This window comes from Aeoliella straminimaris (assembly GCF_024054565.1).
Classification (GTDB): Bacteria; Planctomycetota; Planctomycetia; order Pirellulales; family Lacipirellulaceae; genus Aeoliella; species Aeoliella straminimaris.
On the sequence record NZ_JAMXLR010000064.1, the window covers coordinates 1 to 14,295 of the forward strand.

12 protein-coding genes are annotated in these 14,295 nt (G+C 59.2%); 7 read left to right on the forward strand and 5 right to left on the reverse strand.

Going from position 1 to position 14,295, the window contains the following annotated elements:
* Positions 1–716 (reverse strand): hypothetical protein (locus NG895_RS18945; RefSeq protein ID WP_252854096.1); only part of this gene is annotated, 716 nt, incomplete at its 3' end.
* A 588-nt stretch (positions 717–1,304) separates the two neighbouring features.
* Between NG895_RS18945 and NG895_RS18950 the strand changes: the two genes are divergently transcribed.
* The 6 genes from NG895_RS18950 to NG895_RS18975 all read left to right on the forward strand — a co-directional run bounded on the left by NG895_RS18950 (position 1,305) and on the right by NG895_RS18975 (position 10,134).
* Entirely contained in the window at positions 1,305–2,765 is a 1,461-nt protein-coding gene (locus NG895_RS18950) for an MFS transporter (protein WP_252854097.1), read from the forward strand.
* Between the two features lie 151 nt (positions 2,766–2,916).
* A complete protein-coding gene (locus NG895_RS18955; protein WP_252854098.1) occupies positions 2,917–3,912 on the forward strand; it encodes an HAD family hydrolase in 996 nt (331 codons plus the stop codon).
* Positions 3,913–3,971: 59 nt separating this feature from the next.
* On the forward strand, positions 3,972–5,564 hold the full coding sequence (locus NG895_RS18960; protein WP_252854099.1) for an arylsulfatase: 1,593 nt from the start codon (positions 3,972–3,974) through the stop codon (positions 5,562–5,564).
* A 100-nt stretch (positions 5,565–5,664) separates the two neighbouring features.
* On the forward strand, positions 5,665–6,270 hold the full coding sequence (locus NG895_RS18965) for an HdeD family acid-resistance protein (protein ID WP_252854100.1): 606 nt from the start codon (positions 5,665–5,667) through the stop codon (positions 6,268–6,270).
* A 349-nt stretch (positions 6,271–6,619) separates the two neighbouring features.
* The gene (locus tag NG895_RS18970) at positions 6,620–7,615 is read left to right on the forward strand and encodes a hypothetical protein (RefSeq protein ID WP_252854101.1); all 996 of its coding nucleotides are present in this window, start codon (positions 6,620–6,622) and stop codon (positions 7,613–7,615) included.
* Positions 7,612–10,134 (forward strand): ATP-binding protein, encoded by a 2,523-nt coding sequence (locus tag NG895_RS18975; RefSeq protein WP_252854102.1) that lies wholly within the window; start codon positions 7,612–7,614, stop codon positions 10,132–10,134. The genes NG895_RS18970 and NG895_RS18975 overlap by 4 nt, the downstream gene beginning before the upstream one ends.
* Positions 10,135–10,186: 52 nt before the next feature.
* Here the strand turns inward: NG895_RS18975 and NG895_RS18980 are convergent, their stop codons facing one another.
* Positions 10,187–11,197 carry a putative zinc-binding metallopeptidase gene (locus tag NG895_RS18980; RefSeq protein ID WP_252854103.1) on the reverse strand — a complete coding sequence of 337 codons (1,011 nt, stop codon included), beginning with the start codon at positions 11,195–11,197 and terminating at the stop codon, positions 10,187–10,189.
* Positions 11,198–11,374: 177 nt separating this feature from the next.
* On the opposite strand from NG895_RS18980, the gene NG895_RS18985 reads away from it, so the two are divergent.
* A complete protein-coding gene (locus NG895_RS18985; RefSeq protein WP_252854104.1) occupies positions 11,375–11,830 on the forward strand; it encodes a DUF2721 domain-containing protein in 456 nt (151 codons plus the stop codon).
* 68 nt (positions 11,831–11,898) lie between these two features.
* Here NG895_RS18985 and NG895_RS18990 read toward each other — a convergent pair whose 3' ends face one another.
* From NG895_RS18990 to NG895_RS19000, 3 genes are all read right to left on the reverse strand, one after another.
* Positions 11,899–12,177: a hypothetical protein gene (locus NG895_RS18990; protein WP_252854105.1), complete on the reverse strand. Its 279-nt coding sequence runs from the start codon at positions 12,175–12,177 to the stop codon at positions 11,899–11,901.
* 499 nt (positions 12,178–12,676) lie between these two features.
* Entirely contained in the window at positions 12,677–13,303 is a 627-nt protein-coding gene (locus NG895_RS18995) for a hypothetical protein (protein WP_252854106.1), read from the reverse strand.
* A 602-nt stretch (positions 13,304–13,905) separates the two neighbouring features.
* A complete protein-coding gene (locus tag NG895_RS19000) occupies positions 13,906–14,088 on the reverse strand; it encodes a hypothetical protein (RefSeq protein WP_252854107.1) in 183 nt (60 codons plus the stop codon).
* Positions 14,089–14,295: the final 207 nt, after the last annotated feature.

A 14,295-nucleotide genomic window follows, 5' to 3' on the forward strand; every position in this document is an offset into this window, starting at 1 on the left:
GGGCTTTCAATAATCAAACCCACCCGGGGCGTAATCACCAGCGCGGTCAGCGACGAATCCAGTTTGTTGAAGCTGGTCCACGTTTTGTTAACGTCCAGGCTCGCAAACCAGTTATCCCCGCCAACGGCCGAAGTGACGCCGAACCCTGCCGTGGGTCCATACAGGTTAACAGGCGCACGAATCATCACTGGGTCGGACGTCGGCAGTGGGAAGTTATCGACTTCCACTAGTACGTCACCTTTGGTTTGGGTATGCCCCACCAGGCCGTAGACGTTCACGCAGGGAAAGACCCACAAGTCGATCCGCGACATGTGCGACTGAGCTCTAAACGTGGAGGTTGGCACGGCCACTCGATCGACTGGAACAAGTGGATTGTCACCCAGACTCAAACGAACCTCGCCGACGGCCACGTTGCGATCCAGCCTGGTATAGACGTAGCTAGTACCCAGCGGCGGCAGTAGCTTCTCCGCTTTGTCACCCGCAATCTCCTTGCAAAGCGGGAATGGCAGATTCGAACGTGGGATACAGCGATCGACGGGGCTGTAATGAGGATCGCTGCTGCCATTGCCACAGACATCGCCACAGCCATTTCCGCAACTGTCGCCACAACCTAAAAGTGAGTCGCAGCAACTTTCCTGCATTGCCACGGGCGCAAACTGCTCATCGTAGATCCAGATCGAAGAACTGCCGCCAGTGAAATCGCTCTCGGGCACCATCGTGTACGGGGTCCAAGGCGTCTGCTGCCTGGTGGATGAGACGTCGTTGGCCAATACCACCGATGAGCCCAGCAGCAGGGCTGAGGCAAGCAGGCTTTTGCGAAAGATTCGAGTTCCCCCCTCGAAACACACCCAATAAGCGCACGATTACTCAGTCAGCATCGGTGGGCTAGGCTAGCAGGCATCAGCGGAAGACCGTATTTCCGGGGAAATCTTGCGTTTGCTGGTAGCTAGCAGCTTGCACGCACGAAGCTCTCGCTAGCATACTCGCCGACAACAGGCTAAGTCGCTCACCAGGGTCTTCACACCATACGATCGCACACCTGAAGCACACCGCCCACCACACGACTGCAGGTGTTTGGCTGTTCGCGTTTCTAAGACCACGGTTCAGCCCCACTGCGCATGAGCAACATTCAGTGAAACGAGAAACGCTTGCAGAATGCAGGCCACTTGTTGCCTTCTGGCACTTGTGGGAGAATCTGGCCGTTGGGTAGCTCTGTAGCCCACTTGTGCGGGCCAAGCTTGCACCTTCCGCCAGCGGTGCCGCGGCTAGAGCGTTTTCCGATCTGGTGTGCTGGTTCGGCGTCAATGAATTGGTTCGCTGGGCGGAGGCCGAACCAGGCGAATTGCCATCCGTCGATGCAGGCCGACAAGGCCGCGGACCGACTCGACAAGCAAAACCGGCACACCGAGGGTGAAAGCGCTCTAAGTTCCTGGACGGGCAACAACTCGATGGCCAATGCTTTCCGCGCGCTGAAGCACCGCAACTTTCAGTTGTTCTTTGCTGGCCAGTTCATCTCTCTCACCGGCACCTGGATGCAATCGGTGGCACAGAGTTGGCTCGTCTATCGACTCACAGGGTCGGTAGTGCTGCTGGGACTGATTGGTTTCGCCTCGCAGATTCCGGTATTCCTGCTGGCCGCCCTGGGCGGCGTGGTGGCCGATCGCCACGATCGCCGTCGAATCCTGATTGCCACGCAAACCGCATCGATGATGGTCGCCTTCCTGCTGGCGGGACTTACCATCAGCGGGCTGGTGCAGGTGTGGCATCTGTTCGCGGTGGCCGTCTGCTTTGGTGTGATCAATGCGTTCGACATCCCCGCGCGGCAGGCGTTTGTACCCGACATGGTGGGGCGGGACGACCTGATCAACGCGATCGCGCTCAACTCGTCGATGTTCAACGGCGCGCGCATCGTAGGCCCCGCCATTGCCGGGGTGCTGGTAGCCCTGGTTGGTGAAGGGTGGTGTTTCTTTGTAAACGCGGTGAGCTTCATCGCCGTGATCGCGGGACTGTTGCTCATGCAATTGACACCCATCGTCCGCCACCACACCGGTAGCGCCCTGGAGAATCTGGTCGAAGGCTTCCACTTCACCACTCACACGGCCCCCATCCGAGCGCTCTTGTTGCTGCTGGGGGTGATGAGCTTGATGGGCATGCCGTACGTGGTGTTGATGCCGATCTTCGCCGAGAAGATCCTTGGCGGCAACTCCGCCACGCTAGGCTACTTGATGGGCGCAAGTGGCGTGGGCGCGCTGATCGCTGCGCTGGTGCTCGCGGCACGCGAAAAGGTGTTCGGACTGGGCACCTGGGTCGCCGCCGCGGCAGCTGGCTTTGGAATCAGTCTGATACTCTTTGCACTGTCCAATCAGTTCTGGCTGTCTATGCTGCTATTGGTACCCGTGGGCTTCACGATGATGATCCAGATGGCAGCTTCCAACACGCTGGTGCAGGCCTCCGTACCCGACGTGCTGCGGGGCCGCGTGATGAGCGTCTATTCCATGATGTTCATGGGCATGGCGCCGGTAGGATCGCTGCTGTCGGGTGCCGTGGCTGGCGTGGTGGGTGCACCAACCACCGTGGCCTTGGGGGGCGTCGCCTGCATCCTTGCCGGCGGATACTTTGCAGTTCGGCTGCCTCAGCTGCGCGACGAGGGACGCCGCCTGATCGTGGCACTCCAAATGACCGGCGGCGACCCGGCCGTGGAAGCCGCTTACCAGCAACCCGTGCTGACGGGCGAGGAACCCGTCATGGAGTCCGCAAACGATTGACCGGTGTATTCGGCCCCATAGCTCCAGATTTTGCGTGATCAGCATCGAAATGCTTCTCAACTCGCAGCGACCATGATAGCATGACCTGACTTTTCTTTGGGGCGGAACCGTTGTAACGATTACTACTCTTGATTCGCAGGACTTCTCGACCATGCGTAAGCTACTGATAACCACGCTTGCCCTCTCCGCTGTTGCTTCCTTGGTAACCGCCGCCGAGCCGCTTCCCTCCTGGAATGATTCGGCGCCGAAGAAAGCCATTATCGAATTTGTCGAAAAGGTGACCGAGGAAGGATCGCCCGACTTCGTTCCCCCCGAAGAACGCATCGCCGTGTTCGACAACGACGGCACGCTGTGGCCCGAGAACCCGGTACCGTTCCAGTTGGCCTACGCGCTCGACACGCTGAAGAAAGACGTCGAGAAGAAACCGGAACTAAAAAAGGAGCCAATGGTCGCGGCGGCGCTCGAGGGCGACTTCGAGAAGCTGTTGGCCGGGCCGCATCACGAAGGACTGCTGAAAATCCTCGCCCTGACTCATGCCGGCATGACCACCACCGAGTTCGACCAGAGCGTGAAGGACTGGTTCGCCACGGCCGAGCATCCTCGCTTCAAGCAGCACTACGATCAACTCACCTACCAGCCGATGCAGGAAGTGCTGGCCTATCTGCGGGCCAACGGCTTCAAGACGTTCATCGTCTCGGGCGGTGGGGCCGACTTCATGCGTGTCTGGAGCGAGCGGGTGTACGGCATCGTGCCCCAGCAGGTGGTGGGCTCCAACACCCGCACCAAGTACGAACTGCGGCCGAGCGGACCCGTGCTGATTAAGACGATGGATCAATTATTCGTTGACGACAAAGCGGGCAAACCGGTTGGCATTCACGAGTTCATCGGCCGCCGCCCGATAGCCTGTTTCGGCAACAGCGATGGCGACAAGGAGATGCTCGAGTACACGACGATCGACAACTCTCGCCCCAGCTTCGGCCTGATCGTGCACCACACCGACGCGGTGCGCGAGTATGCCTATGATGCCCACCCCAAGAGCAGCGGCAAGCTGGTCAAAGCGCTCAAAGAAGCGCCGAAGCGAGGCTGGAGCGTGGTCGACATGAAGAACGATTGGAAGCAGGTGTTCTCAACGCCGCCTGCTGAGTGACGAGATTTGCGGAACTGTTTTTGTGACCGTCGCGGTAGACGGTCGGATCTGGAAGGGAAATGCCATCACGTTATCTCCCCACTAACTCGGAGACTACAGCGATAAGACGCACGTTTCAATCATTGGCGGCAACCGCCCTATTGGTCGCTTTCGCGGCTGGGCCGGCCGTTGCCCAAGAGGCGGCCAAGAAGCCGAATATCCTTGTCATCTTTGGCGACGATGTCGGGTACTGGAACGTTAGTGCCTTTGGCCAAGGGGTCATGGGATACGACACGCCCAACATCGATCGTTTGGCCAAAGAAGGTGGGCGGCTGACCTCGTACTACGCCCAGCAAAGCTGCACGGCGGGACGCTCGGCCTTCCTTACCGGCCAGATGCCGTTCCGCACAGGGCTCTCTAAAGTGGGCCTGCCGGGAGCGGATCTTGGTTTGCAGAAGGAAGATCCCACCATCGCCGAGATGCTCAAACCGCTCGGTTACACCACCGGGCAGTTTGGCAAGAACCACCTCGGCGATCGCGACGAGTTCCTGCCAACCAACCACGGGTTCGATGAGTTCTTTGGCAACCTGTACCACTTGAACGCCGAAGAAGAGCCCGAGAACCCCGACTATCCCAAGAACCCCGAGTTCCGCAAGAAGTACGGTCCCCGCGGCGTGATTCACTCCACGGCGGACGGCAAGATCGAAGATACCGGTCCGCTGACCATGAAACGGATGGAAACCATCGACGAAGAAGTGCTGGCCAAGGCCACCGACTTCCTCGATCGCGCCACCAAATCGGGCAAGCCCTTCTTCTGCTGGTTCAACACCACGCGGATGCACAACTTCACCCACGTGAAGAAGGAAAACCAGGGCAAGACCGGGCTCGGCTTCTATGCCGATGGTATGGTCGAGCACGATGCGGTCGTCGGCAAACTGCTCGATTACGTCGACGCGCTTGGCATCACCGAGGAAACTATCGTCATTTACACCACCGATAATGGCCCCATGGTCTGTTTGTTCCCGGACGCCGGCACGACGCCGTTCCGTGGCGAGAAGAACACCAACTGGGAAGGTGGCTGGCGCGTGCCGACCCTGATTCGCTGGCCTGGCGTCGTGAAGCCTGGTTCGACCTTCAAGGATGTGTTCGCCGGTGAGGACTGGTTCCCCACGCTGGTGGCGGCGGCCGGTAACTCCGAAGTGACCGAAGAACTGCTCGAAGGCAAGACCGTCGGCGACATGACCTACAAGGTGCACCTCGACGGTTATAACCAGACGGACTACCTGTCCGGCAAGTCGGATGAGAGCGCTCGCAAGGAGTTCTTCTACTTCAGCGACGATGGCGACCTGCTGGCGGTGCGTTACGATCGCATCAAGGCCCATTTCATGATTCAGGAAGCCACCGGTATCGACGTCTGGCGGCATCCCTTCACCACTCTGCGGGCCCCCATTTTCTTCGACCTGGAGATCGATCCGGGCGAACGTGGGCAGGAAGGCATGAACTACAACGACTGGTGGTACCGCCGGGCGTTCGTGCTGGTGCCGCTGCAGGAAATGGTTGCCAAGAAGCTGGCGACCTTCGAGGAGTTCCCGCCCCGCCAAAAGGCGGCTAGCTTCACCGTGGACGAGGCGCTGGAGGCGCTGAATTCCGGGCTGAACAGTCCGGCCAAGTAGTACTCACCAAGGTGGGGCGGCTCGACACCTCGAGCCGCCCTCCCCTTTTTCTTCTCCAGCGTTCGTACTGGAAGCGACCAGGCCAGAAAGGGATCGAAGCATGAGCAAACGACAGCAGCGAGCTAAAGAGGCTGCCGCGGCGGCCAAGCAGCGGGTGGATGCCAAGCTGGGCGACATTTGGTGGACCATCATGCTCCGTGGGGTGCTTGCGTTGGCGCTGGCCGTGTGTGCCTTTGTCTGGCCGGAGAAGACGCTCGGCATCTTTGTCAAACTGCTGGGAGCGTACTTCTTGTTCGACGGCGTGCTGGGGGCGATTAGCGCCTATCGCAGCGGCGACAAGACGGCGCCCCTCATGCAAGCTGTCGTGAGCCTGGCGCTCGGCCTGGTGCTGCTGTTGTGGACTGGCATCAGCGGCAAGCTGTTCCTGATCCTGGTGGGGATCTGGCTGTTGCTGCAAGGCGTCAGCCTGTTCGTCGCGGCATTTCGCATGGAATCGACCGACGAGCAGCGGACGCTGGCTTTGGTGATTGGCGGCGTGATGGCCGCCATCGGTGTGGTGTTTATCTTCTGGACCGACACCGGCGTCGTTGCTATCTCGTGGCTCATCGCCGTGGGGGCGACCGTGATCGGGGCCCTGCTGGTGTATCTGGCGACGCGCGTAAAACGACTCCAGAGCAAGATCGATCACATCGGCGATCACTCTTAGCGTAAAAACGCTAATCCAAGCGATGGCGGATCCTCGGCCACCTGCACGGCCAGGGTGTTGTCCCCTCAAAACCGGCACCAAGCACCACTCCTGGAAAACAGGCAGTTTGCTTCGTAGGTTTCGAGTGGCAGAGCAACACACAGGGGTTTTCCGCAATCCACAGTAGCCAGCTGTGGATACTGTCCTGACTGGGATGCGGGTTATACGGCTTTGGCCATGGCCCAGGCTCCATGCGGCGGCAAGCCACATTGCGGGGGCCCCGCCCCCGGGCGTGAGCGAGACCTATGATTTTCCCGGCGACCTGCCAATGCCGGGTTTCAGTACGAGGTCTCTACTCACCGCGAGCATCATGGCCAGAGAAACAATAGTCACGCGATTCCTGTTGGGATGCAAGGTCCCGTTGGTCGGCTTGATGGCCATCTGCCTTGGCGGATTGCCTGCGATGGGTGCTGGGCACCATGTCGAGTCATTTCAGGTGTACGCGCGGGCCACCGTGGTACATTCCGAGCTTGAGACCTTGCGGTATCACTTGGGCAAGCCGGAAGTCTCCCCGCCGGTCATTACGGCCAGTGGTGTCACCCCGCACGAAACGTACTTTCAGGCGTTGGCACTGTTCCGCAACGCCAACCAGTTGTGCTTTGAACATACCGGCCGCCTTGCCGAGGTACCGCCACTGCCGGCGGGCACCATCGACTGCCACGAAGTGCAGAAGGTGATCGACGCTGCTCTCGAACGGATCGTGCTGGTCCGCAAAACCTTCGACACGGCGGACCATCTGGAGTTGGCGAAGGATTCGACCGATACGAGCAAATCGCGAACCGATGTGTTTAACCTGCTGGTACAATCCAACCGACAACTGAACCTGCTTCTTGATCGCCGGGTAGCGCCTCGCGAAGTCTTCTCGCAAGCAACCCTCGCCTCGAGTTACACGGCCCGCCTGCTCGAACGATCGCCCGAGTTCGACTTGCTTCCGAAAGCACCTGCCTACGAAGCCGGCAAGCGCCCCGTCGATGTATTTCACCGCTTGCTGATATGCCTGGACCATGTTCGTGGGATTGCCCAGGTATCCGACGTACCGATGCTCGATCTGACAATAAATCAGGATCAACTTTCGACAGTGGAGCCGAGCGACGTCTACCATCTCGCCTCCTTGATCGTCGCCGAGTTGACGTGCCTGCACTCGCAACTGGAGGGCGCCCAGTCGCCTCCCGATCTGTATGAAGTCGGCCGCAAGGTGCCCTCGGACGTTTACCAACGCGTCGGCCTGCTGCAACAGCAGCTCGTCACCTTGGAGCAATATGTTCAGTTGCATCCCGACTGGCTGAGTCAGGATACGGAACAATGAGTGCAACTGCCCAGACAGCAGAATTGCAGACCGGCTCCGCATGCGTGATTCCTACGTCACGCATGTGGAATGCCTTGTTGCGTTCACATCTGCTGGTCGCCGCGATCGCGGTGGGCGGTCTGCTGGCCGCCACCGGCGCCTTGGCTTGGCTCCGCGTGGCCACGTCGAATTCGATCGAACGTCTGCACTACGAGATCAGCCATTCGATGCAGCTGCAGTCCAACATCGAACGCTCGATGACCGATCTGCGTGCGTGGATGCTGACAGGGGACGCCGACTATAAACTCAGCCGTGGCGCCGCCTGGGATTCTACGTTGCTGCCACTAACCGAGCTGGAATTTCAGGCGCAACAGGCCAACGATCTGGAGGAAGTTGCCCGGGTTAAGTCCCTCGTCGATATCATGCGAGAGTTAAAGTGCCAGCAATGGTGGATCGAGGACATGGCCCTCACCCCTGGCAACCGACCGGCCGAAGCACTGCTGGCCAAGATGATCGATCCGGCCGCCGACCGCATGTTTCGCGGCATCACGGCCATCATCGATCTCGAGCGAGAGCTCCCATCAGGCAATCGCCGCCAACTTCTGGCCGACATGGCCGACTTCCGAGGCTTCTTCACGCGCAGCCATGCGATGCTGATCGCCGTGGTGCACCAAACGGGCGAAGCGGACATTCCGACCTTTCTGGCCAGCTTGAAAGTGGCAAACGACCGCGTGGCGCGACTCGTGGGCGAGCAATCCGCCGCGTCCCCGCCGCAGCGCGAACTGATCGCGATGCTGGACCAACAGATGATGCTCTACCAAGGTCTGGCCGATCAGATCGTACGCGTGGTCTCGTCGCAAAGTGACAATCTGGCCGAGACCAGATATACCGAGCGGGCCACTCCACTGGCCGAACAGTGCTATGGGACGCTCTCGGCAATGGTTGGCGACAAGACTCGCCAAATGAAGGCGGAACAGGAGCACCTGGCAACCGCAAGCGGCTGGGTTTGTGCGGCCGTGTTCGTGCTGGCCTGTGGTGTATCGGTCCTGGCCGGCGTGCTTTCCTACCGCCGCGCGAGCGCCATCGCCGACCCAATCCAAATGCTCTGCAAAGCCACCCAGGAAATCGCCGAGGGGAAGCTCGACCGTGATATTGCTGTAACCACGAATGACGAAGTCGCCATTCTGACGCACACGTTCAACGCCATGCGTCAGGCTCTCGACGAACGAACCAACAAGCTACTGCAGTCGAACCGTGACCTGAAGCTGTTGCAGGAACGGCTCGAGACACTGATTGACTTTGCACCCGTCGCCATCGTGATGATCGACACCCAGCGCAGAATCACCCTGGTCAACCACCAGGCAGAGGAGCTGTTCGGTTACCGCCAGGAAGAGTTGCTGGGAAAAGAGATTGAAGTTCTCATCCCCAAACGGTTCCGCCCTGGTCACCCCGAGAAGGTGCAAGGTTATCTCGAAGCACCGGTGACGCGCCAGATGGGCGAGGCGCTGGAGTTGCTCGGCCTCAAGAAAGATGGAACCGAAGTCCCTGTCGAAGTCGGACTGCGCCCCATACCGATTGATGGCGAAATGCAGGTACTCAGCACCATAGTCGACAACTCCAAACGCAAAGCCATCGAGGCGTTGGAAAAGAAGTTGGACCAGGCCCACCGGCTGGAGTCCATTGGTCAATTGGCAGCAGGCGTGGCTCACGAAATCAACTCGCCCATGCAGTTCATTGATTCCAACGTCGGCTACATCAACGAGCAGCTTCCCAGAGTCTGGAATACCGTCGACCAATTGTGCGAACTGCTCACCAAATCCAACCTGCCCGCAGATACCAATGAGCGACTGGCCGAAGCCACGGCGCTACTGTCTGTTAACAGTGTCAAGCAACTGCGAAAGGAGATGCCGCTGGCGATCAGCGAATGCCTGGAGGGCATAGGCCGCGTGGTGGAGATTGTGCAGGCGATGAAGGAGATGTCGCATCCCGGCTCGGAAGCCAAGACCCACACCAATATCAACGACATTGCTCACAGCGCCGCGACGGTCACCAGAAACCGCTGGAAGTACTCCGCCAAGGTGGAGTTCGACCTCGACAGTTCGCTGCCCGAAGTCCCCTGCTACCCTGGCGATCTCAACCGGGTGCTCGTCAACCTGATCGTGAATGCAGCCGATGCCATCCAGGACCATCGCACAGGGCAGGACGGGTCGCCGGGACGCATCACCATCCGCAGCCGGGCCAACGCCGACAAGGTGTTCCTTGAAGTCGAAGACACCGGAGGTGGCGTGCCGGATCGCATCGCCGCGAAGATCTTCGACCCTTTCTTCACCACCAAGGAAGTTGGCCGGGGCAGCGGGCAGGGGCTGGCCATCTGCTACGATGTGGTCGTCAACCGGCATGGCGGGCAAATCGAATGCCACAGCACGCAGAGCGTGGGGGCTACCTTCCGCATCGAACTGCCAATCGCGCCGGTGCCGCAGGCGTCGGACGAGGCCGCACCCGCGCTGGCCACAACCGCTAGCACGAGCTACGACATTTAGGCTCGCCGCCAGGCGGGGTCGGTCAATTCACCGCCGCAGCCACCAGTTTGGGCTACGACTGGGAAACCACGCCCGTGCGGAGCGATTCGAACACATCGTGCACGAACTGCAGCTTCGACACCACCGCCGGGGGCACCACCTCGGGCACCAGGTCCGTGAGGCCCATCGTGCGGTTGATCTCGTTCAGCACGATCCCCGCCGAACAGTAGGTGGCCAGCATCGATGGCAGGTCGTCGCCAAGATCCTGCACCTGCTCGGGGGCGTTCCACCGCAGCGTATCGAGCACCGCCCGCATGTCGAGGTAGAACGCATAGGTTTCGGCAAAGTCTTCCCACGGATGCGACGCGGCGTACGTGCTGATGAACTGCTCGTTCCAATCCTCGGGGGGCCCCTGCTCGTAATATTGTTTCATCGTCTCGGCATAAGGATTGGCATCGGCATCGCCGAACAACCGGGTGGCCTCGGCATCGCGACGGCCCTCGATCTCGCGCATCCAGAAGAAGTGCCCCGTTTCGTGCCGCATGTGCCCAATCAGCGTGCGGTGGGGTTCGCCAAACTGCTGCCGCGTCGACTCGCGATGCACGGGGTCGGCCTCGGACGTGTTGATGGTAATCACTCCGTTGGCGTGCCCCGTCACGACATGCTTGTCTGGCGTATCGGAGAGAAAACGAAATGCGAGCGGCGGCAAGGCAGTCAGTTGGTCGTCGGGATACCCGACTGTACGGAAGTCGTACAATAGCCGCCGCTTGGCCGCTTCGAGCAAGGCCCATCGCCGCACATTGGCCGGCAGGCTGGTATCCGGCACCATGGTGGTCATCCCGCAACTGCGGCACAAAGTGCCCGGCTCCGCCAGGCTCGCGTCCACAAAACAATTGCACACGTCGTACGTCGTGCGGTTCGCGCAGGGCACCACCGACGTGCCACAACTGACGCACGTTCCCTCGGGCGAAACGGCCGCCGTTTCCGAACATACATCGCACCACCCGGCGTCGAGTCCGCACTCGACGCACTGGCGATTGCCGAAGAACAAGGGGGTACCACACTGACAGGTATAGGTTTTCATGCTCGGGGATCACGACGAGGAGATGGGCAGGGAAACTCAAGTCGTTTCCCTGGATGCAAGTTGTGTACCGCAGTTTAGCAGCCCACGAGAGGGGATCGTAGAACTGCGTTGGCCTAGTCACTATACTTACCTATCCTGCCAGGCGTCGCTTCCTCCCCTGCCCCCCGCGCTCGTCGTATGACTCTTGAAGAACTCGTTCCTATCCTGCAATTGGCCATCGGCCCGGTGATTCTGATCTCGGGCGTCGGATTGATCCTGCTGAGCATGACCAACCGCTTTGGCCGGGTGATCGACCGTTCAAGGGAATTGGCGCCACTCATTCAAAACGGGTCGGGCGAGACCAACGCGCGAATTCTCGAACAGGTTCGCATCCTCGCCAGGCGGGCGAGGCTCATCCGCACCGGCATCGCCCTGGGCGTGGTCAGCGTGCTGCTCACGGCAGTGCTGATCATCGCCCTGTTCGCCGCCGCGCTGTTGAAACTGCCGATGACGTTCGTCATCATCGCCTGCTTTACGCTCTGCTTGCTATCGCTGATCGGCTGCCTCATCTGTTTTCTGGTGGACGTCAACATGTCGCTGCACGCCCTGTGGCTGGAAGTCCCGGCGGAGGGGCGGTTGGTGGAGAAAAGGTAGTGTAGCGGGCGATTAAGGGTGGCACGCATGAGAAAGATTGTCGTCGTCGACTGCGCTCCCATTTGGCCCTAGATGTTCGAATCGCTTCGCAAGCCGGTCTGGGAAGTCGCCGAGCACTTTGCCATCTCCATCGAGCAGTCGGCAGCGCCCTGGAGCACGGGCGACACGAATTCAATCCCTCGGCGGCCGCTGCTGGCTTGAATCGAGCAGTCGGTCATGGCCTTCCAGCCCTCCGGCAACCAGGTAACTTGCGGCGGACGACCGCAACTGGGGCAGAGGGCATCGGCCTGAGCGCTGGGCAGGGTGGTTTCGAATTCGATGCCGAAGGTGAGGTCGTGGGCGTTCATCGTGTTCTCTGGAGCCAAGGGGTTGCGGTTCGTGTCGTGTCGCGTTTTCACTTGCAACGAGTTCACTATCGCACGGCCCAATGGGCCTGTCGGGCTATTTCTGGCACTAGCCGGCTAGAGCCGCCCGCGCGGGAAGAGATCGACGGAATGTCGAAAAAAGATCCGCCCTCGGCCGACGGCCGCGACGGAAGTCCTATGGCGGCCAGTAGAACCGTGGAGAGAAGGTTTTTCTGGCCCGCGCCGGTTTGGGGTGCGGGACCCCGTTGGCTAAGGGGCGGGCGACTGATGGCGGGATGATTTCACGCGTGCGAACGTCTCGGGCGAACGCGAGAAGAGCGCCGGAGACGCGGCTCTAAGCCACTGAGGTTGGGCACACCGCTGTTTGTTATTGGCTGGCGACGGGCTGAAGATGGTCATGAACGACGGGGTTCACCGGGCCGCGGCAATTAGCGTTGATTTAGAAAGTTGCGCGGCCCGCAGCTATGTGTGGAACGCATTGTTACCCGCGGTTTTCGCCGGGCAGTGAGTTCATAAGATTGTCGACATCTTCCGGACGTTCAGCGTAGATTTCCACGCGGTCTGTACGAATCCAAATACGATAGGAGCCAGGACGTTCAACAAAGTTGCCAAGGGCATCAAAGTCATTGTCATGGTGCATTAGTATCATCCAATCCTCGTCGAGTTGCCGAAGCTCCTCGCGTATGCCCTCAATGATTGCGTATGTCTGAAGATTCGGATTGAGTATGTCCACGGCCAACACGCGAGACGTCGAGTAGAAATCATCGTCAATCCACCAATCTGACGGCAGTTCCTTATCGTACCTCTCAAGGCTGCCAAATGCTCCGTGTGTTGAGAAAAAGTTCGAAAAGCGATTCATGGTGTCAGCTATCTCAGCAGCAAATTTGTCAGTGAACGTTGATTCCGATTCCATGCCGTCTATCGCACTATTGAATGGAACCGTGTTCAATTCGCTATCCCGCGATTCGTCGATAGCGAAGTATCCGTTTGGCAGATCAGAGCCCTCAAACGACTCGCCCTTGTTTTTCATAGCCGATTGTTCGTTCTTGTTGTCTGAGAAACATCCAAGCACGGCAAGAATTGCCGGGATCACAATGATTCGGTGCATTCGTTTAGTTATCTCGCTCAGTGATTCCCTTTAAGACGGATCACTCGTTTATAGGCTGATCAGTGTAAAACGCTGTAGGCTGCAAGGGTGTCAGCCTAACGTGCAGGGCGACGCTTGGCCTAAGTCTCAGTGTAGCCGTCGGTTGCGCCCGCTTCAATCTTGACGATGCGTGATAGGCTCTTTCCGCTTTGCGCTCAGCGGGATGAGACTCGCCGAGGATGTCACAACCGCTGTCGGTTACGGAACTTCCGAACGCGCATCGGTGCAGCTCACCTCAGTAAGTTTTGGAGTCTTCAAAAAGTGCGCAAGTGTGTCACGCCGAAGGCGGTTACAAACCAAGGGGAAACTGCCCAGGAGGATGAAGCCGAAGCAGGTTAGGATGGGACGTTTGCTGCGGGAGCAATAACGCCTATACTCAGCACAAATCACAACCGTGGCTCGCCGGTCACGTCATGGAGCACTTGAGTGCCACCTGGAGTATTCAGATGAAGAAAAAAGAGAAGGTCCCCACCTCATACGACGATTTGCCTTGGTACAGAAAGTCTGGGACCAATTCTTTTTTGATGTTAGTACACGTGTTGACCCTAGGAGCCATCCCGTTACTACTGATCACCTGTGTCGCTCTCGTTACAGGCAATGTTTACTACGACAAAGCTGACGAACAGGGCCATCTTAAAGCGTGGAGCGGAGCGAATAGAGTAATCGCGTTTCTGTTGTTGCTTCCCCCGCTTTTGATAATTGGAGTCGTCGTGCTGACGATAGCTGGCCTCTAGGTGCAGTGTCATTGGTGCGGCAGAACAGCTATTCGCAACTACCGTTGGGCACATCAACTCCGCAGAAACCCGTCGACTCTAACCCGCGTCGGCGTGAAAATCCTGTGCAGCAAACGCTGGCCGCACATCCTACCCCGGTCACATCGTCCGACGCTGGTTGAGCGGCGGGCGTCGTGTGGCTCCGGAGCCTCCCAATCGGCTGTTTTTATGGGAGCCCGT

Bases quoted from the DNA above. Each gene is read 5' to 3' on its own strand.
- NG895_RS18995 (WP_252854106.1), bottom strand. From the start codon at position 13,303: ATGCACCGAATCATTGTGATCCCGGCAATTCTTGCCGTGCTTGGATGT.
- NG895_RS18975 (WP_252854102.1), top strand. From the start codon at position 7,612: ATGAGTGCAACTGCCCAGACAGCAGAATTGCAGACCGGCTCCGCATGC.
- NG895_RS18990 (WP_252854105.1), bottom strand. From the start codon at position 12,177: ATGAACGCCCACGACCTCACCTTCGGCATCGAATTCGAAACCACCCTG.
- NG895_RS18965 (WP_252854100.1), top strand. From the start codon at position 5,665: ATGAGCAAACGACAGCAGCGAGCTAAAGAGGCTGCCGCGGCGGCCAAG.
- NG895_RS19000 (WP_252854107.1), bottom strand. From the start codon at position 14,088: ATGACACTGCACCTAGAGGCCAGCTATCGTCAGCACGACGACTCCAAT.
- NG895_RS18955 (WP_252854098.1), top strand. From the start codon at position 2,917: ATGCGTAAGCTACTGATAACCACGCTTGCCCTCTCCGCTGTTGCTTCC.
- NG895_RS18970 (WP_252854101.1), top strand. From the start codon at position 6,620: ATGGCCAGAGAAACAATAGTCACGCGATTCCTGTTGGGATGCAAGGTC.
- NG895_RS18950 (WP_252854097.1), top strand. From the start codon at position 1,305: ATGAATTGGTTCGCTGGGCGGAGGCCGAACCAGGCGAATTGCCATCCG.
- NG895_RS18980 (WP_252854103.1), bottom strand. From the start codon at position 11,197: ATGAAAACCTATACCTGTCAGTGTGGTACCCCCTTGTTCTTCGGCAAT.
- NG895_RS18960 (WP_252854099.1), top strand. From the start codon at position 3,972: ATGCCATCACGTTATCTCCCCACTAACTCGGAGACTACAGCGATAAGA.
- NG895_RS18985 (WP_252854104.1), top strand. From the start codon at position 11,375: ATGACTCTTGAAGAACTCGTTCCTATCCTGCAATTGGCCATCGGCCCG.